General features: G+C 61.6%; 21 protein-coding genes. 10 read left to right on the top strand and 11 right to left on the bottom strand.

Features of this window, described 5'->3' with window-relative positions; translation table 11 throughout:
• Window positions 1-12: 12 nt before the first annotated feature.
• Window positions 13-657, bottom strand: coding sequence for a DUF2306 domain-containing protein (locus H9658_RS18035; RefSeq protein WP_225210089.1), 645 nt, complete (start codon window positions 655-657; stop codon window positions 13-15).
• 331 nt (window positions 658-988) lie between these two features.
• Here H9658_RS18035 and H9658_RS23040 point away from each other — a divergent pair, with 331 nt between their 5' ends.
• A complete protein-coding gene (locus H9658_RS23040) occupies window positions 989-1,243 on the top strand; it encodes a hypothetical protein (RefSeq protein ID WP_225210079.1) in 255 nt (84 codons plus the stop codon).
• Between the two features lie 272 nt (window positions 1,244-1,515).
• Here the strand turns inward: H9658_RS23040 and H9658_RS18025 are convergent, their stop codons facing one another.
• Complete coding sequence (locus tag H9658_RS18025) at window positions 1,516-1,872, bottom strand: SymE family type I addiction module toxin (RefSeq protein WP_191826417.1); 357 nt, start codon at window positions 1,870-1,872, stop codon at window positions 1,516-1,518.
• Complete coding sequence (locus H9658_RS18020; protein WP_191826416.1) at window positions 1,865-2,194, bottom strand: hypothetical protein; 330 nt, start codon at window positions 2,192-2,194, stop codon at window positions 1,865-1,867. The genes H9658_RS18025 and H9658_RS18020 overlap by 8 nt, the downstream gene beginning before the upstream one ends.
• Window positions 2,195-2,305: 111 nt before the next feature.
• Between H9658_RS18020 and H9658_RS18015 the strand changes: the two genes are divergently transcribed.
• A complete protein-coding gene (locus H9658_RS18015) occupies window positions 2,306-2,551 on the top strand; it encodes a helix-turn-helix domain-containing protein (protein WP_191826415.1) in 246 nt (81 codons plus the stop codon).
• A 101-nt stretch (window positions 2,552-2,652) separates the two neighbouring features.
• On the opposite strand, the gene H9658_RS18010 is transcribed toward H9658_RS18015, so the two are convergent.
• Window positions 2,653-3,261 (bottom strand): hypothetical protein, encoded by a 609-nt coding sequence (locus H9658_RS18010; protein WP_225210078.1) that lies wholly within the window; start codon window positions 3,259-3,261, stop codon window positions 2,653-2,655.
• A gap of 521 nt (window positions 3,262-3,782) precedes the next feature.
• Here H9658_RS18010 and H9658_RS18005 point away from each other — a divergent pair.
• Entirely contained in the window at window positions 3,783-7,637 is a 3,855-nt protein-coding gene (locus H9658_RS18005) for a hypothetical protein (RefSeq protein ID WP_191826413.1), read from the top strand.
• A 112-nt stretch (window positions 7,638-7,749) separates the two neighbouring features.
• Here H9658_RS18005 and H9658_RS18000 read toward each other — a convergent pair whose 3' ends face one another.
• Window positions 7,750-9,189: a J domain-containing protein gene (locus H9658_RS18000; RefSeq protein WP_191826412.1), complete on the bottom strand. Its 1,440-nt coding sequence runs from the start codon at window positions 9,187-9,189 to the stop codon at window positions 7,750-7,752.
• Window positions 9,190-9,444: 255 nt separating this feature from the next.
• Entirely contained in the window at window positions 9,445-10,482 is a 1,038-nt protein-coding gene (locus H9658_RS17995; protein WP_191826411.1) for a hypothetical protein, read from the bottom strand.
• Window positions 10,483-10,976: 494 nt separating this feature from the next.
• Here H9658_RS17995 and H9658_RS17990 point away from each other — a divergent pair, with 494 nt between their 5' ends.
• Complete coding sequence (locus H9658_RS17990) at window positions 10,977-11,231, top strand: antitoxin (RefSeq protein WP_191826410.1); 255 nt, start codon at window positions 10,977-10,979, stop codon at window positions 11,229-11,231.
• On the top strand, window positions 11,228-11,536 hold the full coding sequence (locus H9658_RS17985) for a type II toxin-antitoxin system RelE/ParE family toxin (RefSeq protein ID WP_191826409.1): 309 nt from the start codon (window positions 11,228-11,230) through the stop codon (window positions 11,534-11,536). The genes H9658_RS17990 and H9658_RS17985 overlap by 4 nt, the downstream gene beginning before the upstream one ends.
• Before the next feature lie 103 nt (window positions 11,537-11,639).
• On the opposite strand, the gene H9658_RS17980 is transcribed toward H9658_RS17985, so the two are convergent.
• The 3 genes from H9658_RS17980 to H9658_RS17970 all read right to left on the bottom strand — a co-directional run bounded on the left by H9658_RS17980 (window position 11,640) and on the right by H9658_RS17970 (window position 14,475).
• Window positions 11,640-12,620, bottom strand: a complete 981-nt coding sequence (locus H9658_RS17980) for a hypothetical protein (RefSeq protein ID WP_191826408.1) — start codon at window positions 12,618-12,620, stop codon at window positions 11,640-11,642.
• 248 nt (window positions 12,621-12,868) lie between these two features.
• Window positions 12,869-13,975, bottom strand: a complete 1,107-nt coding sequence (locus H9658_RS17975; RefSeq protein WP_225210088.1) for an N-acetylmuramoyl-L-alanine amidase — start codon at window positions 13,973-13,975, stop codon at window positions 12,869-12,871.
• Between the two features lie 35 nt (window positions 13,976-14,010).
• Window positions 14,011-14,475, bottom strand: coding sequence for a hypothetical protein (locus tag H9658_RS17970; RefSeq protein ID WP_191826406.1), 465 nt, complete (start codon window positions 14,473-14,475; stop codon window positions 14,011-14,013).
• Between the two features lie 257 nt (window positions 14,476-14,732).
• Here H9658_RS17970 and H9658_RS17965 point away from each other — a divergent pair, with 257 nt between their 5' ends.
• Window positions 14,733-15,179, top strand: a complete 447-nt coding sequence (locus tag H9658_RS17965; RefSeq protein WP_225210077.1) for an HIT family protein — start codon at window positions 14,733-14,735, stop codon at window positions 15,177-15,179.
• Window positions 15,180-15,310: 131 nt separating this feature from the next.
• Window positions 15,311-17,149, top strand: coding sequence for a tetratricopeptide repeat protein (locus tag H9658_RS17960; RefSeq protein WP_191826405.1), 1,839 nt, complete (start codon window positions 15,311-15,313; stop codon window positions 17,147-17,149).
• A 225-nt stretch (window positions 17,150-17,374) separates the two neighbouring features.
• On the opposite strand, the gene H9658_RS17955 is transcribed toward H9658_RS17960, so the two are convergent.
• On the bottom strand, window positions 17,375-18,007 hold the full coding sequence (locus H9658_RS17955; protein WP_191826404.1) for a DUF805 domain-containing protein: 633 nt from the start codon (window positions 18,005-18,007) through the stop codon (window positions 17,375-17,377).
• Window positions 18,008-18,190: 183 nt separating this feature from the next.
• Between H9658_RS17955 and H9658_RS17950 the strand changes: the two genes are divergently transcribed.
• The 3 genes from H9658_RS17950 (at window position 18,191) to H9658_RS17940 (ending at window position 19,211) form a co-directional block, all read left to right on the top strand.
• Entirely contained in the window at window positions 18,191-18,523 is a 333-nt protein-coding gene (locus H9658_RS17950) for a hypothetical protein (protein WP_191826403.1), read from the top strand.
• A 197-nt stretch (window positions 18,524-18,720) separates the two neighbouring features.
• Entirely contained in the window at window positions 18,721-18,906 is a 186-nt protein-coding gene (locus H9658_RS17945) for a hypothetical protein (protein ID WP_080627620.1), read from the top strand.
• A complete protein-coding gene (locus tag H9658_RS17940; protein ID WP_003466273.1) occupies window positions 18,903-19,211 on the top strand; it encodes a type II toxin-antitoxin system RelE/ParE family toxin in 309 nt (102 codons plus the stop codon). The genes H9658_RS17945 and H9658_RS17940 overlap by 4 nt, the downstream gene beginning before the upstream one ends.
• 74 nt (window positions 19,212-19,285) lie before the next feature.
• Here the strand turns inward: H9658_RS17940 and recD are convergent, their stop codons facing one another.
• Window positions 19,286-21,283 (bottom strand): exodeoxyribonuclease V subunit alpha, encoded by a 1,998-nt coding sequence (gene recD, locus H9658_RS17935; RefSeq protein ID WP_191826402.1) that lies wholly within the window; start codon window positions 21,281-21,283, stop codon window positions 19,286-19,288.
• Window positions 21,284-21,593: the final 310 nt, after the last annotated feature.

The following is a 21,593-nucleotide window of genomic DNA, read 5'->3' as shown; positions in this document are numbered from 1 at the left end:
CGCGCGCCTCGATCAACCGGCATCGCCCCCGATGCGGGCAGCTCCCGCAACCGGCGCTGCCTGCATGCCACCGCGCAGCACATGCACCACCGCACCACCAACCGCATACAACAGCAACGGCACCATCCAACTGGCCCACAGCAACAGCGCGATCAGGCCGGGCGATGGCGTCATGCCCAACCCGATGGCCGTGGGAAGCGCCAGCCGGAACAGCACAGGGGCCAGCGTCGCCAGATAGGCGCGCACCATCCAGCGCTGGTGGCGCAGCACCTGGCCGCGCAAGATCGCCAGCAACCCCATCGACGCGGTGACCAGCCACACCAGCGCCGTCACGGAAAACGCCAGCCGGATCGACAGCGGCGCCGGCGACGTGGCGATCAAGCCGACCGCCCCGACCATCGCCACCGCCATACCGGCGAAGTAGACCCGCCCCACCCAGCGGTGCAGCCGCGGCCAACGCCGCCAACGCTGCGTCGCGAACTGCAGCGCGCCGAGCAACAGGCCGACCGCGCCGCCCCCCAGGTGGCACCACAGCCAGCCGCGGCGGGTCAGGAACATCGCATAGGCCGGCGAATCCAGCGCTGCATATTTCAGATACACGTGACGGACGAACTCGGCCGCGAACGCGGCCAGCGCCAGCCACAGCAGCGCCCACATCACGCGGGCGGCAGGCCTGCCGCGCGGCACCGCGACACCCTCGCGTATCGGATCGACCCGCATTTCCCCGCTCCTTCGGCCTGCCTGCTCTCGGCATAGAAACGCTAGCATGTCGATTGCACCTTTGCCTGAGCTGGCCATGAGAGCAATGACAGTCCATCTAGTTCTACTTGCCTTGATCGTCTCGGGAAGCGCTGGCGCTTCCGAAAGAAGTTCCACCCCTGTCTTCGCGGACCTCTTGGCCACTTCTGCAAGTTTCTGCGAGAAGCCTCGCAACCCCGAAACGTCGTGCTACGAAAGACTAGATGATTATTTTGACAAAATTTATGAAATGGACGAATCCGAACTATCGGAAAAGATCGATGACAGCGCGATCTTGGCAATCGCGGAACTGTTGAAAAACGAGAAATATGCAAAAAGATTCAGGGCAGTTCGGATTCTTGGCGCGATGGGGAAGCGGGCCACGATAGCGCTGCCAAGTTTGCATGCCGCAGAAGCCGAGGCTGGCGCCACGACAATGATCGGCAATGACACGAGTCAAAAGTCCATCAGGCTTGCCATCCAGCGGATAGAAGGCACACGTTGACTGCGTTATGCATCGCGTGTGAAAGGATGGACTTCCTTGAACAGCGGTCAATCAGCGAACTGGCGCTTGGGCATACAGTCAGCGTCGTGGCCCCGTCCCTGATCTGATGGCGGAGCGGGCTCCTTAGCGCGAGGATGAACGGCGTTGGCCGTTCAGAAGCGCAACGCAAACGGTAGGGAAGGGCGAGGCACGGAGGAGCAGCGGCAACCCCGCTCCCCAAGCCCATCCTGCAAACCCTGCAGCGGCCTCGCATGCGCTGGCCGCCTACCGCGTCACTCCGCACCATTCACCCGCACCACCAGTTCGCCGGCGCGCACCTCGATGCGTAGCGTGCTGCCGATGGCAAAGCCCAACTGTTCCAGCCAGCGCCCACGCAGGCGCAGCGACGGCACCACCTGGTTGCTGGCCGGGTAATAGCCGTAGCCCATCTTGCAGCGCTGCGGCGGGCGCCGGCGACGGGGCGCGCGCGGCGTGCGGGCCTCCTCGGCGGCAAGTTCGGCGGCGATCTGCTCGGGCGTCAGCATCGGCGTGAGCGTCGGCTCCACGATGGTCCAGTCGCGAAATTGCGCTGTCTGGCGCGGCGCACGCTTGCGCGAGGAGGCGGCTGTGCGGGAAGGCGGCTTACGCATGGCGCGGCTCCCCGTGCGACACCGGCGCCAGGCCATCGCCGCACAGCCGCTGTGCGTGGATCTCGTCCACGATCCCGCGCACCGCGCGGGCGGCCGTGAAGATGCTCTCGCCCAGGATCGACACGCTCTTGTCGTCCAGCGGCGCCCCGCTGCACACCGCCACCATGTCGCTCTGCGCGGTGATGGTGCGCAACAGCGCGTGGAACTGGTCGAGTTGCTGCAGGGTGACGCCGAAGGTGAAGGGCTCTTCCTGCTTGGGCAGCGTGGCCGCTGGCGCGGTGTGCCGCAATGCGGCGGTGGTGCGGGCTTTCGAAGTCGTCATGGCATCCGTCCTCGACGTGGGCGAACGGGGTGTCCGCAGCTCCAGAATATCCCGTTTTCGGATATTTGAAAAGGGGATATAGATTTGTTGCGGGCCTCAAAGCTTGCAGACATGCCAACCAAGTCGATTCACAAGAAGGACTATGCGGTTTTGCTGCAAATGCTGCGCGACCTTCGTCTTTCTGCCGGGCTGACCCAAGTTGGTCTGAGCGCGGCGTTGGGCCGTCCGCAGTCCTATGTCAGTGACGTCGAGCGAGGCGAGCGCCGGATGGATCTTCTCCAGTTGCGGGATTTCTGCAATGCCTGCGGATCAACGCTCACGACGTTCGTCGCTCAATTCGAACGGGAAGTGCACTAACAGCCGCCCCACGCGCAGATCGTAACGAGCTGACCGTTTCTGCATGTGCCAACACGTCCGCCTATGAGCGATAGCTGACATCTCTTAATGGCCGCCTGGGATCAGGCATTCTCACCATCGTTCGCTTTCCTTGTTGGAGGCCATCGCTCGCCTCTTGCTTCGTGGAGCTCTTTCTGCTCATTCCACTTGGCATGCAGGTGTTCCTCAAGGGCCGCGGAGACCACAATTAGTGCAGAGCGCTGACGGTCGAGTTCTGCAGTTAGAAATTCTTCCGAACGTCGCACTGGGTAGGCCTTCCCGAGCCGCTCAAAGCGCCAAAGCACGACGCCGTGCCAAGATTGCTCGTCCGCCAAACTCCTGTGTTCGAAGGTATAAGCAGTGTAAATTACGGATCGGTGCTTCGAACGGTTCACTATTGCTTCCAGATATTCGAACTCAGAATTCTCCACCAGATTCCGTAGCGCCTGAGAAACCGCATCGTCCGCGATCCGCACTAAAATGGTACGCATACTAATGCGGTGCTCTTCGATTGGCTTTAGCTCAAGGTTTAGACCGAGACCGAAGTATGCGACGTGCGCGCATATGTCTGCGCAGGCATGGAGACTTTGTAGGCAGCCAAGCACATGAGCAGCAGTTTGCGTAATGGCCGTCTTGAAGGGCTGAGGGTCATCGCCGGGCTGAGGGCCGTCGCCTAAGGTATAAGGCGACATCAACCTCATCGCCTCATCGAGGTGGTACTGAGCGTAGTCAATCCGATCGCACAGGGATCTTAGGCTGAATCGGAACAGATCTACTTGGTCATCGCCCAGGATATCGCGGAGGTACCGTTTGAGATGCTGCTGACGGAGATCCATCCACATATAGTGCCTGTGGCGCTGCCGTCTGTCGATTCATCCAGTAAGCATGAGCGATGGCTCTTGATCCAAGCCGACCTCGCTCGCACCAGCGTGTCCCGCGACACTGCCGTGGCCGCTTTGGGTCCGTTCTACGACCTGTTGTTAGCTTGGCGTAGCGGGACTAAGATCAAGCGGCACGAAGGGTGTCAAGCGGTCATGCACTGGGCATGGACCATTAGTCTGTAAGACCAATCAGCTAGCTAGTGAGGCTTCGTGGGGGTGTAGCTAGTTCTCGAAGCGTAGTGGGCCGGGATAGCCAATTCGCATCAGTTGCTGGTTGATTTCACAGTTTCAATCAATGCGGATGACACGACAGCAAAAATATAGGCGAAGAGATGGCAGTGAAGATCACAGCGGAAGAGTTGGAGCAGTTCGCGAACACACATCTAGCAAGGGACTTGCTGCCAGAGCTGTTGCGAAGGCTGATTCGTGCGACAAGTCCTGAGGTGACCGGCGTCTACTTCCCAAGCGGAGAGTCAACTTTCCGGCCGGGCGTTGATGGGATTGTGCAAGCTGCCCCCATGCCCCCTTACATTCCTGCCGGTCTCTCACTGTGGGAGGTGGGCACTAATGACCAAGCTGCACAGAAGATACGCTCAGACTTCGACAAGCGCAGTGGGCCAAGCGACCACGACGACTATGCAGGCCAGGTGCGCGCTGAAATCGTCTATGTTGCGGTGAGCCTTCGTAGGGTCAATGCAACGAAAGCTGGAAGCATCGCCCAGCTGGAATCTTCGCTACGCGATAGAGGAGTGTGGAGGGATGTTAAAATTCTCGATGCCGACTCCCTTGAGGACTGGCTGGATAGTCAGCCGTCTGTTCGAAGTTGGCTAGCTTTAAAGATGTATAAGGCCTCAGCGGACATGAGAGACGTTGAGGGGACATTAGCCAGCTTTCTGAACAGTGCATCTCCCGTCATTCCCGTTGATTTACTGCTAGCTAATCGTGACGCGGCGGCCGAGAAGGTTCGGAAAGCAGCATTGAGCGCAGAGTTGACGCGGGTTAAAGCTGATAGCCCAAGGGAGGCTGTTTCGTTTGTGGCAGCTGCGCTGCTCGGCATGAATGAAGGCGATCCAATGAGAGGCGCGTTGCTAGCAAAGACTGTCGTGATCGCCGATCCAAGCTCTAAATCGCAACTCCTAGTAAAAGGTCTGAAGCTTGTTGTTGTGACCGTTAATGCCGCGAATGATGTCGCGCAGGAGCTTTCTAATTATGGCCATGCTGTAATTACCTGTTATGGGACATCACATGCGAAGTCGGGCAATAGTCAGTTGATCGCGCTTCCACGCGCATCAAGACAAAGTTTTGTCGATATCCTCGTTGCAAATGATATGGATGAGGCTCGTGCCAAGAAGCTGGCAGCTGCGTGCCACTCTAGCGTCTCGATCTTCCGTCGCCAGAATGATGGAGCACATTCGGAACAGCCTGTTTGGGCAAGTCGAACGACCCTGAAGAACCTCTCAGGAATCATTCTCGCGGGAGCATACGCGCACGACAATGTTCATGATCAAGATATTTTGAAGGAATTGGCGGGCGCTTCTGACTATCAGAATGTTGATGACGCGATCTTGGATGTGCTCCGGATCGACGATGCACCCGTTTTAAGAGAAGGTTCGGTGACGGCGCTCAGTGCGCCAGCTGACATCTGGCAGTTGAGCATCGAACATCGCGCCATCGGTAAGATTGAGCTAAACCGCTTTAGCGATGCCGCCGTCAGAGTTCTCTCGGAGCTAGATCCCGCGCTTGACATGCCTTTAGATCAGCGGGCTTACGCGAACATTTATGGCAAGTCGCGAGCTTGGTCGCAATCTCTTCGCTCAGGCCTTTCAGAGATATTACGACTGATCGCAATTAATGAAGATAACCTTAATTACATTACTGACTTCTCGGCGCAGAATTTCGTAAATGACGTCTTGAGGAAAATTCCCGGCCTCGCAGACGACTACAAAATGCTTGCGAGTTTGGACCCGCTTCTGCCGGCCCTCGCAGAAGCTGCGCCAGATCCTTTTCTGTCAGCTCTCGAAGGCTTGCTAGCGACTGATCCGTCGCTGTTGTTGCCCATCTTTGAGGGCGGAGACGATGCAATGTTTGGGCACGTCTATTACTTGGGCATGTTACGAGCGCTCGAAGTTCTTGCGTGGGATCCAGAGAGATTGTCGCGTGTGGCCTTGCTGCTGGCACGATTGGCGGCGATCGATCCGGGTGGCAGGCTATCGAATCGACCCATTGAGTCGCTCGTTCAAATTTTCTTGCCCTGGAGTTTACACACAAACGCGGCATCCGCGATTCGTCATCGGGTGCTAGATAGAGTTTGCAAGATGGTTCCAGATGTCGCATGGGCTCTTATCAGCAAGCTACTACCCGGAGAGGAGGACATTTCGTTTGGCACTTCTGAGCCTGAGTGGAGAGACTTCGGGGCATCGGAGCGCGCTGTCACGACTTACGGTTCGATTCGGCGGGATCATGAGTTCATCATAGACATGGCATCACAAGAGGCCGGTATAGATCCTTCAAAGTGGGTAGCTGTTATTGAGGCGGCCACGAAATCCATGCCTCCACAGGCCTCCAGCAAGTACATCAATCTCGTTGAATCGCGTCGAGAAGCGTTTTTTGAGGCAGGTACTGGCCATGCGCTTTGGCGAGGGCTACGCAGCCTCGTGGACAAGCACAGGTCATATGCGGACGCAGAATGGGCCATGCCAAGTGAAGCTCTTGATCCTATAGATCGGGTCGCTGACTTGTTTGCGCCGTCAGACCCGTTGGTTCTACATCAAGCCCTTTTCGAACAGCACATGCCGGAAAGACAACGGCCGGACGAAACATTTGATTCACTTCAAGAGCGTGTATTGGCCGAGCGTGACGCTGCTATTCGCGATGTTGTGGCCTTGGGTGTAGAGGAGCTGATCGACTTTGCTACACGAGTTCAGTTTCCGCAGACCATGCTCCCTTCAATCATGCGGGTGTGCAATGCGGATCAATGGCGCCAGATCGCATTGACTTCGCTTGATAGAAGTAGTGCCGTTGCGTGGCTGGGTGCTTGTGTTTTAGCCAATAGCGTTAGCAGCCTAGGCACCCTTTGGGGACTTGAGATCCTTCAGTTCGCCAAGGAAGGTGGAGCAAGCGCGGCTCAGGTCGCTTCACTAGTGGTGCCTTGGGGGGACACGCGAGAGCTTCTTGATCTAGTAAACGAGTTGCCGGAAGACGTTCAGGCCGAATATTGGTGCCATAGAGACGTGTATGTGCGTACACCGGACGATGATCTAGTACGCGATTTTGTGTGCGAACTCATGCGACACGGTAGAAGCGTTTCGCTGATCGAATTCGTCGGCGGCCGTCGAAGTAAATTCGAGACTGCTTTGCTGCTTGATCTACTTGCTGGCGCCTTGGAAAGCATTGCCACGAAACCCGGAAATGCAGGCCTACTAAGCAGCTACTGGCTGCGGGAAGTGTTCAACGAGCTCCGTGATCGCGAAGATGCCGACCGTAATCGTCTTCTACAACTGGAGTATAGCTGGCTCCCAGCCTTGCATAGCCACGGAGCGACACAAGAGCTTGCGCTTCATCAATACATGGCGGAGTCACCCGCCTTCTTTGTCGAGGTCTTGAGCGATCTGTATCGTTCCGAAGCAAAAATTGGGGTGGACGAGTCTGAAGATGCTCAGCACGCTAAGGGCGCTGGGGAGCTTGAGCTCGCGCGCGCTAAAGCTTCTAGCGCCTATAAGCTTCTGGATTCCTGGCGCGTGCTTCCTTGGAAGAACAGCGATGGAGAGCTAGATGCGGAAGCTATTCTGAACTGGGTCGGTGCTGTATTGGATGCTGCCCAGGAGGTGCGCAGAGGCAAGGTTGCGGCCAGCGAGATAGGTAAGCTTTTGGCATATGCGCCTGAAGATCGTGATGATGGTATCTGGCCGTGTCGGCAGGTGCGCTTGGTGATTGAGAAGTTGGAGAACGAGGAAATGGAGTCGGGTATCGTTCTCGAGCTATTCAATAAGCGGGGCGCGCATTGGCGACCCTCGGATGGAAGCGGAAGCCCGGAGCGAGAGTTGGCGGCGGCGTCCGAAGAGGCTGCGAAGCAACTAGCTTCGATGTGGCCTCGCACAGCCCGCTTACTTCGAGCTAATGCAAAGCAGTGGATTCGCCATGCAGAGTGGCACGACCAGCGAGCAGCAGAAGATCGAATTTCCTTGTAGCCGGCGGAAGCCAGGATCTGGAGGCCGGGTCAGAGTGCACTTCTCTCCGGCGAAAGCTGGGGTCAGTGTGCACTTACGCGGGCGACATTCGCCACTTTCAACTAGCCGCCCGCTAGGCGGATCGCGCCAAACGCTTGCGCTGCCGAACCACCTGCCGCCCGACATCCAACAGCCAGTACAGCATCGCCACGACCAACGGAATTTCGATCACGCGCGAATTCACCGAGACAAAGCAGGCCAGTAGCAGGAACGGCGCGGCTCGCCAGACGGGTTGATGAAAAGGGTGCAGATAGTGCCGATAGAAGCCGCGGATACACGAGGCGATCAGCAAGGTGATCGCCAGTCCCCAAGCGAAGGGCCACCAGAGCTTGTCGGCCAGTAGTAGCGTGGTTACCGACAGGATGGGAATGCACAGCCGATGCGCCCAGCGCCCATGCCGCACGGCGGCATCCGGCAACATCTGCCATTGGCATAGCTCGACGGCAGCCGCACAGGCGACCACGGCGGCGCTCACATAGAGCCACGCCAGCACGGCGTGCAGCGCGACATCCAACAAGGTGGACGGCGCGGCACGGATGACCAGTATTGGGACGACCAGCGTCGAGAAAATGGCGGTGACCAACACGCAGCGCGCGGCGTAGACCATCGTCCTGTCGAGGGTGAACCGGCTGGGATCGGCGGCAGCCCGCCAGAATTCCTGGTTGCGTTCGTCGATGGGGGGAACCGGCGTTCCATCTGGCACAGCCAGCGTTATGTCCAGCAAGCTGCAGATTCGATCCGCCTCGCCCATCGGCAGCGCATTGAACAGTGCGCTGCGCCATTTGAACGGGCGCGACAGGTGCTGGAGATCTTTGTTCAACCTCCAGCTGTGGGCATTGTTCGATGCCGGCGAGTTCAGCTTCCAGGAAACATGGGCTTTGTGCCGTACATCTTCCAATTGGAGCGGGTGCACGTTGCCGCCGATCGCATCCCACTCGAAGAACCGCTGCAGCACGTCGAACCGGGTGTTCTCGATGGGCCGGGGCTCCTGCTCCAGCAGGCCGAACGCGGCCTGGCCCACGCGCACCTTGTCGCCCAGCGACCACATCACGGGATGTTGCTCGAGCCAGTGCTGCAGCGCGGCCGCGGTGCCGTCGACGGCGTGCGAGACGACCTCCAGGGCTACTGCGTGCGGATCGCAGGGCGCCTCCCGGGGTGGTGGCGCCGCGGGCAGCGGCATCTCTCGGGGTGCCTGCGCACGCGGTGGCGCCGGTGGCGATGGCGCGAGTGGCAGCGGCACCTCGCCCATGGCGTCGCGCGGCGGTGGTGCCTGTTCCAGCACGGCAGGTGCCTGGATCACCGCGACGGCGTCGCGCGGCTCCACGCTGCCGCCGGATTGGCGGCGCCACGCCAGGGCATGTTGATAGGCCTCGTGCAGCGCCTGGAATCCGGCCGGGTCGGTATCCGGACGGTGCAGCTTCAACAGGCGCGCATAGGCCCGCTTGATCGCGGATTCGTCGGCGTCCTGCGCCACGCCGAGCCGCTCCAGCGCGGCGAGCTGCGTGCGGTTCATGCGCCACTCCGCCCGCACCGGCCGGCGCCATGGCGCGCCACGGTGCACCCCCGCTGCCGGCACCGGCCGCAACGCTCCCTGTCCTGCTGCATCGCCATGCCCCCTGCCTGGCTATTGGATGTGAATCCCGCATGGACATGCTGGCATAGCGCTGGTTGCACATCCAGGGTTTGGGCGTTCCATGCATCCATCTCTGGCGCTCGCCCCCCATTTGCCACAAAACCGGCGTGGCTCAACCCATCCCCGTTGCTCATCTCAATGGGTTGGCACGTCACCTTGCGATGACTGCGGTGTAACTTTTCCAGGAATCTGGGGAGGCAGTTGGCGAAAAGCGACAAGTGCTGCTATTTGGCAATAGGATGCTGCCGCCGCAAACGTCGTTGGCATGTCGTCCTCCATCTTCATAGCCTGACGCAAACCAGCCTCTCTTTCGTAGATAGCGGGAAACGTGTCGCCACCTTCGTCCATTACGTGCTTAAGCCGTGCAAGTAGTGGACTCTCGTAGTCGTAGCTTGGTAGCACGATGCAGGCCTGCGCACCTTTTGTCGCGACTTCACGCATGCTCGTCTCAAAGAAGTCAGCGTCTTTAGGACCATCTACCATCATTTGCAAGTCTTTCGACTCGCCCACAACGCGATAGAAGACGCTACCGGGCTTGAGTAGGAACACGAATAAGTGCGGCCCTACTACTTTATAGTCGTTCTCGCGTAAGCGCTCACGTTCAATCTCGCGGGGCAGAGGTATCGTGCGCCCGCCCTGCAAGACTTGCCTTACATCCACTTTGCACCGGCCGCCCTCGACTATCAATTCCATCTCATAGTCAATTCCTGGCTCTGGAGTCCAGCCAACATTGGGCGGCAAAGAGATTTTTCTCTCCCTCTCCGGTAAGCGGGCTTGCTCGGCAGGCACGCACTTCGCGTGCCCATTGAGATCCGCGTATACGTTGACGAGTTGGCCTGGTGCAAGCCAGAACTCGCGGTAGTAAGGTTTGACACGAACGCTTTCATCCAACTGCTGAGTGGCCAGCGTTTCGGGCATACCAATTGATACATTTTCCTCTTGATGCATAAACCAGCGATTTCCCCTGGCTCTTGGGTCCTCTAATGTAACCAGCTCACCCGCTCCAGACTTGCTTGCGTTTGTCCGCAGACTTATGCGGGTATCGCTGGATGCAAAGAGACGCAAGCGTGCTTTTTGCTGCAGGTCTAAAGGTGCTTCTGCTGCCTCAACGGTGGCCAGCATCAAAAATGTCGTTACCAATACCAGGTACACGCTGTGTATAGTCTTATTCATTTAAATCTCGTGGATTATGCAAATACTGGATCAACAGAACGTTAGCGGCGGTTCAAAAATTATCTTGAGCCCAGGTGAATTTTCCCGTGAGGCGCGATGTTCCCAAACGGTAGCGGGTCAGCTGTCGTAGCCTGAGCTGCTACATCACCAAGTGGAGTTGCGCATGCACTATCAACACCTGGCCCAGAACTAACTGACACACGGGGGTCAGAATGCGCTTACGCAAACGACCCCACCACTTTCAGCTGCCAGTCCGCTATGCAGATCGAGTCGCACGCTTAGGCTGCCGAACCAAGTGCCGCCCTGCATCACGGGCTGGTGGAACGCATTCAGATAGTGCCGCTGGAAGCCGCGGATGCATGCGACGACAGGAAGGCGATGGCCAGTGCCCCGGCGATGGGCCACCAGAGCCTGTCGGCCAGCAGCAGGGTGGTTGTCGATAGGTACTGAACCCCCATGTGCTAATGTGGGTTTGTGTGTTTTTGGAGGCCTCCATGAGCCGGTTGACCATCGATCTCAGCGATCAGCAGCACCAGAGCCTCAAGGCGCTGGCCGCTTTGCAGGGCAAGACCATCAAGCAATACGCGCTCGAACGCTTGTTCCCCGGCGATGTGGACGCCGATCAGACGTGGCAGGAATTGAAAGCCGTGTTGGGAGCGCGCATCGACGAGGGACTTGCGGGCAAGGTATCCGCCAAGAGCGTCGGCGACATTCTCGATGAGGAACTGGCCGAGGGCCGCCGCGTTTGAGCAAGCGCTACGTCCTCACCGAGGCGGCGGAGGCCGATCTGCGTGGGGTGGTCCGCTACACGATGCAACGCTGGGGCGAACCACAGGTGCGGCGGTACGTCGCAGACCTGGAACAGGGCATTGCTCGCCTCGCAGAGGGTGACGGACCTTTCAAGGAGCTTGGCGCGCTCTACCCGGCGCTGCGGGTGGCGCACTGCGCACACCACTACGTCTTCTGCTTGCCACGTGAGAACGCCCCGGCGTTGATCGTGGCGATCTTTCACGAACGCATGGACTTGATGGCTCGCCTGGCCGATAGGCTGTAGTTCCACTTCCAGGCCACCGTCGGGCCATCCAGGCCGGGTAAACGGGGTCAAGTTCACGTCCTGTGGCCGTTGCCCCGCTCCGCTTCGGACAGAAGCGGAGCTTCTAGTCGATATCGAAAGTTTCGGCAAAGCGACTCGGCATGCTGCCAAGCAGCGCGTCCAAGTAGACGTAGGGCTTGATCGCATCGAGCCAGGCGAAATAGCTTGCCTCCGACACGTGCCTGCGCACACCGGCCAGTACCGCCTGACAGCGATCCGGTGACAAGAATGGCAGTGGTGGCGGCTCTGGCTCGTAGACGCCCGAGAAATCGCCCTTCAACGTGTGCGCTCCATGCCACAGAACCTCTGCTGGCGTACCGGAATCTAGATCGGCCAGTTCCACCACACGCCCCGACAGTAAAGGATGGGCGGCTAATAACCAGCCATACAACTGCGTGGTCCATAGCGGGCAACGGATGGCGAATACCGAATCGAGCCAGTCAGCGAGTTCGTGGTTGGCCAAGTACTTCGCACAGAAGAACATGCCTGCCGAGAAGTCGCCACACGCCACGCTCCACGCCATGCGCTCCCCACCCGTGAACGGATCCTCCGGCGCAGAGACCGCCAGCCGCTCTCCTGCCCAGCGAGCGGGGTCCATCAGACAGCGGCCCAACGTCTGCCTCGCATCGTCGGCGAACCCAGGGTATGGCTCATCGATACCGCGCGGATGCACGGCCATGAACGCCGTGACGAGGTGCTGATATAAGCTGTCGAACGACTGTTCCAAGTGGCGGGGAACGAGCCGAGCCAACAAGTAGCGATACCAATTGGTCCACTCGTCCCTGGGGCCGAAGCTGGAATTTCCGGAAGCGATTTCCTCAAGCGGTACGCGCAGCTCCTCGAGCGAGAAGCATTCAAGATCAGCCAGAAGGAAATCGAACATGCGCCGCTCTTCACCCATGAACCACGCTTCGCCCATCGGATGTGCAGGGCGGCGCACCTGATGGCGCATGCGTTGGACACAGCCGGAATTCAGCCCGTCGCCAGGACGCCAGACAAACGGATGCGCAATCTCGGGCTTTGGAAGCTGATGCAATGTGGCCATCTGGCGATTCTAGCCTTCACTTCCTACTGGCCCAATGCGTAGAAGCCCCCTGGCATAAGGATACAGGCTAATAGAAAAGCCGCCGGTGCGCGCCCGGCGGCTTTTGAGTGTCAGCACATAGCTTCCGAGCGGTGAAACCGCCATCGCCCTGACAACACAAGGTGGCTAGACATCCCAAGTGCACTTTCGTCCTACAGCGAAGAGGTCGCTATAGGAAAATCTTACGTAGGTATAAGAAAAAATAGCTCTTAGAGTTGCGTAGCCTCAGCCATGCCATCGTTGATGAGTGGCGTTGTCTTTGAACTCGACTTAACACAAGTGTGAGTTGCCTCAACAGGATCTGTCTTTACACCATCGGCATCTACCAGCCAGCGCTTAAAGACTGAGGTTGACGACGCATCAGTACCGCTTCCGCAACTGAACTGAAAAGTGAGCGGCGATGATGTAGACGTGGTTGTCCGCGTACCCGTCTGGCAGGTCCAACCTGGAGCGCATTTAACAGGCTCGAAGTACATGGTCACGGGAAATGTGGGGTTCCCAGAATAATTGACTTTATATGGCACCTGAGAGCCTTGGGGGCCAGTTGAAGCCGGAATGGAATCAATCTTGAACTTGGAACACGTTTTTCCGTCCTTGTTGATTTCAATTCCCTTGGCGATGCCTTTACCGGCCAAGGTGCGGAATGTTGCATCTTGCAGGGCAATTGCATCATCCGCGTTTGTATGAAATGCAACTTCGATAATTGTCGCAGGGAGGCGCGCAAGAGTATTTTCACCTTTATTTGTCACACCGCGCGGTACAGTATCGATGGTCCAATTTGCATACGTTGAATTCGCCTGAATAATTTCCTTCATCGAGCAAAGTATGTTACTGGTCAATAAGCGACTTGGTTCTGCGTAATCACCGTTGTGATACCAACCGGTAGTTCCGCGAGATGCCGTGTTAGTTCCGGCATTTGTGTGAATGCTGACCAGATAATCAGCACCTAGATAATTTGCGTAAAGTGGTCTTGCCCGGATATCTTCATTGTACTCCCGCAGCTTAGAAGTGTCGTAGGGGAGCGTGTCCCAAATGTCGGCTCCGTGAGTAGGCAATATACTCTGTAAATTGTACTTCGCAGAGACTTTCCACCAAGGCTCACCTGAAGGCGTGTGAATTGCCGTGGAGTCCGATCTTGGCTTGACTATGGCTACCTGAGAGCCACGCTCGGTAAGTGCTGAGCTAATTTCACTCACGTATCCGGGTGTAATGAAGTCCTCAGTGATCCCGTTTGACGGCAATGGGCGCTGTGGAAGCCAAACTGTCGGCTTTCCAACTGGGTAGTCTAGATAAAGACCATGCCCTGCAGAGAGCATCACGAGCGGTAGTGGATCTTCTTGGCTAGGAGCGGTTAGTTTTTTTTTGGGGCTGGAATGCTGGCCTCTGGATGATAAAAATAGATATCCTTTCCGCCGAACGTGCACTCGTAGCTTTCCACACTCACAATTCCAACCAGGAGTGGTCGTGCAGCTTCGATGAAGAGGCTGCATTGTTCTTCGTAGTCAGCCCCGTTTTGATCCGGGATGGCATCTTTGCCAAGATCAATTTGAAGCAAGCTTTTCTTTGGTGAAAGTCGAGCGGACATATTGAACTTCTTCTGCCCTGGCACCTTCGCAACCTGCGCAGCCGTTTTCTGGAGCTCCTCAGATAATGACTTCTCAATACCCGCTTTATCGATTGCGCTCAATTGCGATGTGCTGACTCCGTCTGATGCTGGTGCATATCGTTGTGCAAACGAAGCTCCAGGGGCGGCCAGTAAGGAAAGAGCGACAGTCAATAGAAATGTAAGCCGGTTCGGGTTTGTCCTGAGTTTCATCTTTTACTCTCCTTGAGAACTTCCTTGAGAAGCGAGGCATCCGATACTTACTTTTTAAGCCATGCCTTGCTTTGGATCCACCCTTGGTTGAAAGAGTAAGTAGAAGATGCTGTCGTGTCTAGCGCATGATCAGAAAGCGTGATTCGTTACGTAATTATTGTAGCCTCCAAAACCGCGTTGCCCGATTGACGCGTCGCCAAGTCGCGCCCCAGAATCCGCTCCCGCCCCACAGTGGGTTCTCTTCGCCGTTGCGCCTCATGCAGCACGCTCCCCCCGGGTACGACTGTCCGTTCTGCGGTATCGCCGCCACGCTGCCCTCGCCTGCGCCGGAATCGGCCGTTGTCCTGGTGGATGCCAACGTGTTCGCCTTGGTGCCGACGCACCACTACGCCGGCATCCAAGGCAACTGCCTGGTGATCCCGCGTGGCCACTACGAGAACGTGTTGGACATGCCGGACGAGCTGGGCCGCGAAGTCTTCCGCGCCACGCGGCGCTTGGCGCACGCGATGCTGGCGGCCTTCGGCTGCGAAGGCATCTCCACGCGCCAACACAACGGGCCGGCCGGCAATCAGGATGTGTGGCACTACCATCTGCACGTGTTCCCGCGCTACACGAACGACGGGCTGTATGGGGGGCAGAAAGTGCGCTACGCCACCGAGCAACGCATTGCGCTGGCCGCACGTCTCCGGGCTGCTTTGCCGTAGCGTGCCCGCCCTGGTGGTGCCGGACTTCGTGTCGCTGTGCCGGCGCGTGCTGGAACATCATGGCTACGCGGTGACGCCGCTCGCCGGCTGACGCCGCGCAGGGCGTGCCTCCTCGGTAACCGGCGGGCCACGTGTCCCGCAGCGCGCTCTTCCCGTGGCCGGTTGCCGCCAGTTTCGACGTGATGGCAATGCGCCAGGAGCGGGTTTTGCGCGCGCTCCGGTGCTCCGCCCCCGATGTGCGCACTGCGGGGTCGGCGCTGCTGCCTGCCAGGCGCATCGCGATGGACTTTCGAACAGGACAGGGGAAAGATGCAGCGAGCTCCGTCTCTCAACGGCCAGGTGTCATGAGCGCCAAACGCTTTGTTGTCGCATCCCTCCTGGCCATCGTGGTTGCGGCCGATGCATCGGCCCACGACCCCATACACGACCATGCCGCGATGGAGCGGCTGGGCAGCGTCAGCTTCGCGACCTCGTGCAATGCGGCGGCGCAGCCGCGGTTCGATCGTGCTGTGGCGTTGATGCACTCCTTCCAGTTCGGCCCGGCGATCGAGGGTTATCGCGCGGTGCTGGAGGCCGACCCCGGCTGCGCCATCGCCTATTGGGGCATCGCGTTGAGTAGCTGGAGCAATCCGTTCGCCGGGTTCAAATCTCCCGCGCAACTGCAGCAGGGGTTGAACGCGGTCAACGCGGGGCGGGCGCTGAAGGCCAAGACCCCGCGCGAGCAGGCCTATCTGGAGGCGGTGGCGCATCTGTATGTGGACGCCGACCGTCTGGACCAGGACACGCGCGCCCTGGCCTACGAGCAGGCGATGGCGCGGCTGGCCGCCGCCTACCCCAAGGACATCGAAGCGCGCATTTTCTACGCGTTGGCGCTGGCAGCGGCCGCCGATCCCACCGACAAGACCTATGCGAAACAGCTGAAGGCCGGCGCAATCCTGGAGACGCTGTTCGCCAAGTATCCCGATCATCCCGGCCTGGCCCACTACATCATCCACGCCTACGACGAGCCGGCCCTGGCATCGCGCGCCGCCGCCGCCGCGAAGCGCTACGGCGCGATCGCGCCCTCCACGCCGCACGCGCTGCACATGCCCTCGCATACCTTCACCCGGATCGGCGACTGGCAGGCGTCCATCGACACCAATCGGGCCTCGGCCGCGTCGGCGCGGGCCGCAGGCCAGCCGGCCGACGAACTGCATGCCAGCGACTACATGATCTATGGCTATCTGCAAACCGGGCAGGATCGGGCCGCCGGGCAATTGGCCGAGGCGTCGGCGCAGGTCTTCGCGCGGTTCGATCCGGCCAAGGCGAACGGCGCGGCGCCGGCCTCGGCCGCCTATTTCGCCCGCGCCGCGATTCCGGCGCGCTACGCACTGGAGCGCCGCGATTGGGCGCAGGCGGCCAAACTCGCACCCGTGCCGAGCCGCTTTCCCTATGCCGATTCGATCACCTATTTCGCCCGCGGCCTGGGCGCGGCGCATCTGAACGACGGCGACGGCGCACGCGCGGCGATCGCGTCGCTGGACCAACTCCACGCCACGTTGGCCAAGCAGGGCGAGGACTATTGGGCCGAGCAGACGGATATTCAGCGGCGGGAAGTGGCCGCGATCCTGGCGCTGCAGGAAGGGCATGTCGCCGACGCGCTGACGGGCATGCGCCAGGCGGCCGATCTGGAGGACAAGACGCAGTTGGCCTCGGTCACGCCCGGCCCGCTGGCACCGGCCCGGGAAATGCTGGGCGAGATGTTGCTGGCCCAGAATCAACCGGCCGAAGCGCTGACGGCGTTCGAAGCCTCGCTCGTGCAGGAGCCCAACCGCTTCTGGTCGCTGTACGGCGCGGCTGCGTCGGCCAGGCAGGCGGGCGACGGCGCCAAGGCCCACGTCTATTTCCAGAAGCTGCTGGCCATGGCGCAGCGCGCGGACCGCCCCGAGCGTCCGCAATTGATCGAGGCGCGCCAGCAAGCCCGGCAGTGAAGGCGCCGCGCTGGTGCAATGGAAACGCAGGCCATTCCTCCGCGCGCCGATGGCGATCAATCAGCGCCAACTCGCCGGCCATCCGCGGCCTGGCACATGGGGTCGCCATTCCCGCGGGACGCATCGGGCGATGATGGGACGACGCCCGGTCAGGTTCACCGCCCGCCACCAGCCGACCTCGCCCGGGTCACGACGTGGCGATGCCCATCTGCCGGCGATACCGGCTCAGTTCGTCACCGCCTTGCCTGGTTCGCCCTGCTTGGTCGGATAAGTCAGCAGGTAGAGAAGGACCAGGATGCCTGCGACCGGCGCCAGGCTGATCAGCTGCCACCACGGGCTGAGTCCCGCGTCGCGCAGGCGGCGGGTGCAGGCCGCAAGCCAGGGCAGCAGGACCAGCAGGCCGGCCAACTGCGCCGGCAGCGGCCCGGTCGCGTCGGCGAGCAGTTGCGCGAAGGCCAGCAGCATGGCCACGGCAAGCGCGAACCACCAGAAATCCGTCCGCGCGGTGGTGCCGCCGAAGTCCAGACCACGCAGTACGCCCTCGCGGATCGCGCCGAGGGCCGGTTGGCCAGGCGTCGAGCGGTCCGCCAGCAGGCGCTCCGCAGGCACCTCGAACACGGCCGCCAACGCCTGCACCGACTCGGCCGAGGCCTTGGCGCCCGATTCGAGCCGCTGGATGGTGCGTAGATTCAGGCCGCTCAGCGTGGCCAGCTGCTCCTGCGACCAGTGGCGGGCGGTGCGCAGCGCGCGCAGTCGGGCAGCATCGAGGAACATGGGCGTCTCGGCATCGGGCTTGGGTGCAGCCATCATCCTGCCGCATCGCGCCCTCCCGTGACGACGGCGGTGCGACACGGGCACGACAGGATCCCGACAATGCGCCGTCGGGCGTGCCGTGGACGAGGCCGACGGGATGGCAGGGCGGCCGGCCTTGCTGTTCGGCACAGTGCCATGGGCGGCGGGCGGCGTGCTCCCGGCATTTTGACCTCCCATACATCCAGCACTGCGCATCCTTGCCCCGACTTCAATACCGGAGCGCTGGAAATGACGAAGTGGATGGGTGCCGCGCTGGCCGCGGCGATGCTGATGACCGGCTGCGCCAAGGTGGAGGGCGAGAAGTTCGTCGGCCACTGGGTCAACGTGCAGTCGCAGGACGACACGATGGACATCGAGCGCAACGGCGAGTCCTTCATGGTGCGCAACACCACGCCGCGGTTCTTCAGCCGCAAGCCCAAGACCGAGAGCTACCCGGCCATCTACAAGGACGACGTGCTGCAGGTCTCCAACGACGGCGAAACGGTGAACTTCGCCATCGACCAGGCCAATGGCCACCTGCGCACCGGCAGCGACGAGTACCAGCGCGTTCCGGGCAAGTGAGCGCGTCACCCGGGCACTAGGCCTGGAAAGAACGCCGCGCCGCTGCCTCTAGGGCCGGCGCGGCGGCTCCACGCGTCGCGATGGAGCACCGTGCGACGGGTGTGCCTCGGGTAACGCGGCTAACTGCGCCGGGGCTCCATTTCTCCCCTCTGCCGTTCTTCGCTAAAGTAGGCCTGTCCCTGTAGCGGAGCACACCCATGCCCAACAGCATGAAAACCGAAGCCGAACAGCTAGTGCGCAGCCTGCCGGAACAGGCCAGTTGGGACGACCTGATGTACGAAATCTACGTTCGCCAGAAGATCGAACAAGGCTTGCGTGCAGCCGAAGAAGGTCGTGTGGTACCGCATGATGAAGTCAGAAGGCGCTTCGCTCTCGACCGATGAACATCGTCTGGACCGAACCTGCCGTCGATTCCCTGCAAGCCATCCGCGACTATGTCGCCCACGACAGCGTTTTCTACGCCGACCTCTTCGTCAATCGCCTCATCGACGCAGCGGAGTCGCTGCAAGCGTTCCCCGAGCGCGGCCGAGAAGTGCCTGAGGCCGGCAACCCTGCAGTGCGCGAGTTGCTTTTCCAGAGTTACCGCATCATCTATCGCTCGCACGCGGCAGTTGTCGAAATTCTCGCCATCGTGCATGGCGCGCGCGACCTGTCGCTGATGCCCCGTCCGCCGTGGGAAGCCGGCTGATCTGTGCGATGAGAGTGTTTCCATAACGCTTGCGGCACGCGGATCAGATCAACGTTGTGGCTCACCCGAATAGGTTAGAACAATGCGCCTTGGACGGGGAACGGCTGGCCTTCTGTTTGAAGTGTTAACGACGGCGATGCAGAAACCTGTTCCACCCTACCCAACCGCCACGCCAACCCCGAGATCCGCGCGGCGTGCCGTGCCAACGCGGCGCGCAGCACGGTTTCGCTGGCGGCCAGGTGCAGGCGCTGCCGCGCGCGGGTGATGCCGGTATAGACCAGTTCGCGGCTGAGCACGCGCGCATCGCGGCTCGGCAGTTGCAGCCAGACGTCGTCGAACTCGCTGCCTTGCGCCTTGTGCACGGTCATGGCGAAGGCGCTTTCGTGCGCGGGCAACGCGGCGGGGTGGAAGCCGCGGACCTGGCCGTCGCCCTCGCCTTCGAACCAGGCCACCAGGGCGCCTTGCGCGTCGCGCAGGCAGATGCCGACGTCGCCGTTGAACAGGCCGTGGCGGTAGCTGTTTTCGGTGATCAGCAGCAGGCGGCCGTGGAACCAGGGCGAGGCCGCACCCAGGCGGCGCGCGCCGGCGCCGCTGTCGGCCAGCAGTTGTTCGATGCGGGCGTTGAGGCCGCGCGCGCCGTGCGCGCCGGCGCGTACGGCGGTGAGCAGGCGCAGGCGGGCGGCGTCGCGCAGGGCGGCGGCCGGATCTTCGGCGTCGGCCAGGGCGCGCCAGTGCGCGAGCAGGGCGTCGCGGCGGGTGGCGAGCGGGTCCTCGCTGTCTTCGTGGAAGTGCACGCCGGCCAGTTCGCCGCTGCGCAATAGGGCGAGCGCGGTGTCGGTGTCGCCGGCGCGTACGGCGTCGGCCAGTGGCGCGAGTGCGAAGCCTTGCGCCTGGCGGTAGCCGCGCAGCAGGTGCACGCGGTGGCCGGCGAGGCCGCCGCTGTGCGTGTCGCTGGGGGTATGGCCGAGCAGCGGGTGCAGCGCTTGCGCGTCGTCCGGCTGCAGGGCATCGCCGGGGCCGGCGGCCTGCAGGATGGCGGCGAGCACGTCGCCGGCTTCGACCGAGGGCAGCTGGTCGGCGTCGCCGAGCAGGATCAGTTGGGTGCCGTCGGCGACGGCTTCGACCAGTTTGCACATCAGCGGCAGGTCGACCATGGAGGCTTCGTCGACCACGATCAGGTCGAACGGCAGCGGGTTGTCGGCGTCGTGGCGGAAACGCGGCAGGTCGGGGATCACGCCGAGCAGGCGGTGCAGGGTGCTGGCGCCGGCGGGTAGCGCGGCGGCCAGGGCCGGGTCGATGCCGTGGTCGAGCGCGCGTGTCACCGCCGCGCGCAGGCTCTCGGCCATGCGTTCGGCGGCGCGGCCGGTGGGGGCAGCCAGGGCGATGCGCGGGGCGGTGGCCGTGCTCGCCTGCGCGATGCGCAGCAGCAGCAGGCGGGCGATGGTGGTGGTCTTGCCGGTGCCGGGGCCGCCGGTGACCAGCAGCAGGGCGCGGCGCAGGGCGAGTGCAGCGGCTTGGGCTTGGCGGTCGGTGGGGTGGTCGGGGGCGGACGTACCCTCGCCCGCCCTTCGGGCACCCTCTTCCGATGGGAGCGGGGAAACACCTGCCTTTGGGAACAACTGTGCGAACAGCGGGGCGAGTGCGGCGACGTCGAAGGGCGGCAGCGGTTGCGCGGCGAGGCGGCGCAGGCCCTGCGCCAGGCGGCGCTCGTATTCGCGGTAGCGGCGCAGGTAGAGCAGGCCGTGTTCCAGCACCAGCGGGCAGTCGGCAGCCGCCGGTTCTTCGGGCGCGGGCTGGGCGATCCAGCGCGAGGCGGCCAGGACGCGGTGCCAGTCGGTGGGGTCCGGGAGTTGCGGCGGCGGGCCGTCGCGCGGGTCCAGCAGGACGTTGGCGTGGGCGGGGTCCAGGCCGGCGTGGCCGCTGGCGACGGCCAGGGAGGCCAGGGCGGCGGCGGCCAGGACCAGGTCGGGGGTTTCTGCGTCCAGGCGGCTCAGGGTTTGGGCGAAGGCGTGGTCGAGCGTGCGCAGGGTGCCGCTGCGGTGGAGGGCGGCCAGGAGGTTGGGCTGGTTCACGGGGTGGGCGCTCCGTGGGCGGACGTACCCTCACCCCAACCCCTCTCCCGGGGGGAGAGGGGCTCGAGCGCGGCGCCGGCGGACAGGGCGTCGACGGCTTTGAAGGCGTGGTCGAGGGGACTTAGCGTGCCGCTGCGATGGAGGGCGGCTAGGAGCTTGGGTCGGTTCACGGGGTGGGGGCTCCGTGGGCGGACGTACCCTCACCCCAACCCCTCTCCCGGGGGGAGAGGGGTTCGAGCGCGGCGCCGGCGGACAGGGCGTCGACGGCTTTGAAGGCGTGGTCGAGGGGACTTAGCGTGCCGCTGCGATG

Source organism: Xanthomonas bonasiae (assembly GCF_014836395.1).
Lineage (GTDB): Bacteria > Pseudomonadota > Gammaproteobacteria > Xanthomonadales > Xanthomonadaceae > Xanthomonas_A > Xanthomonas_A bonasiae.
This window is presented reverse-complemented; position numbering and strand designations above follow the sequence as displayed.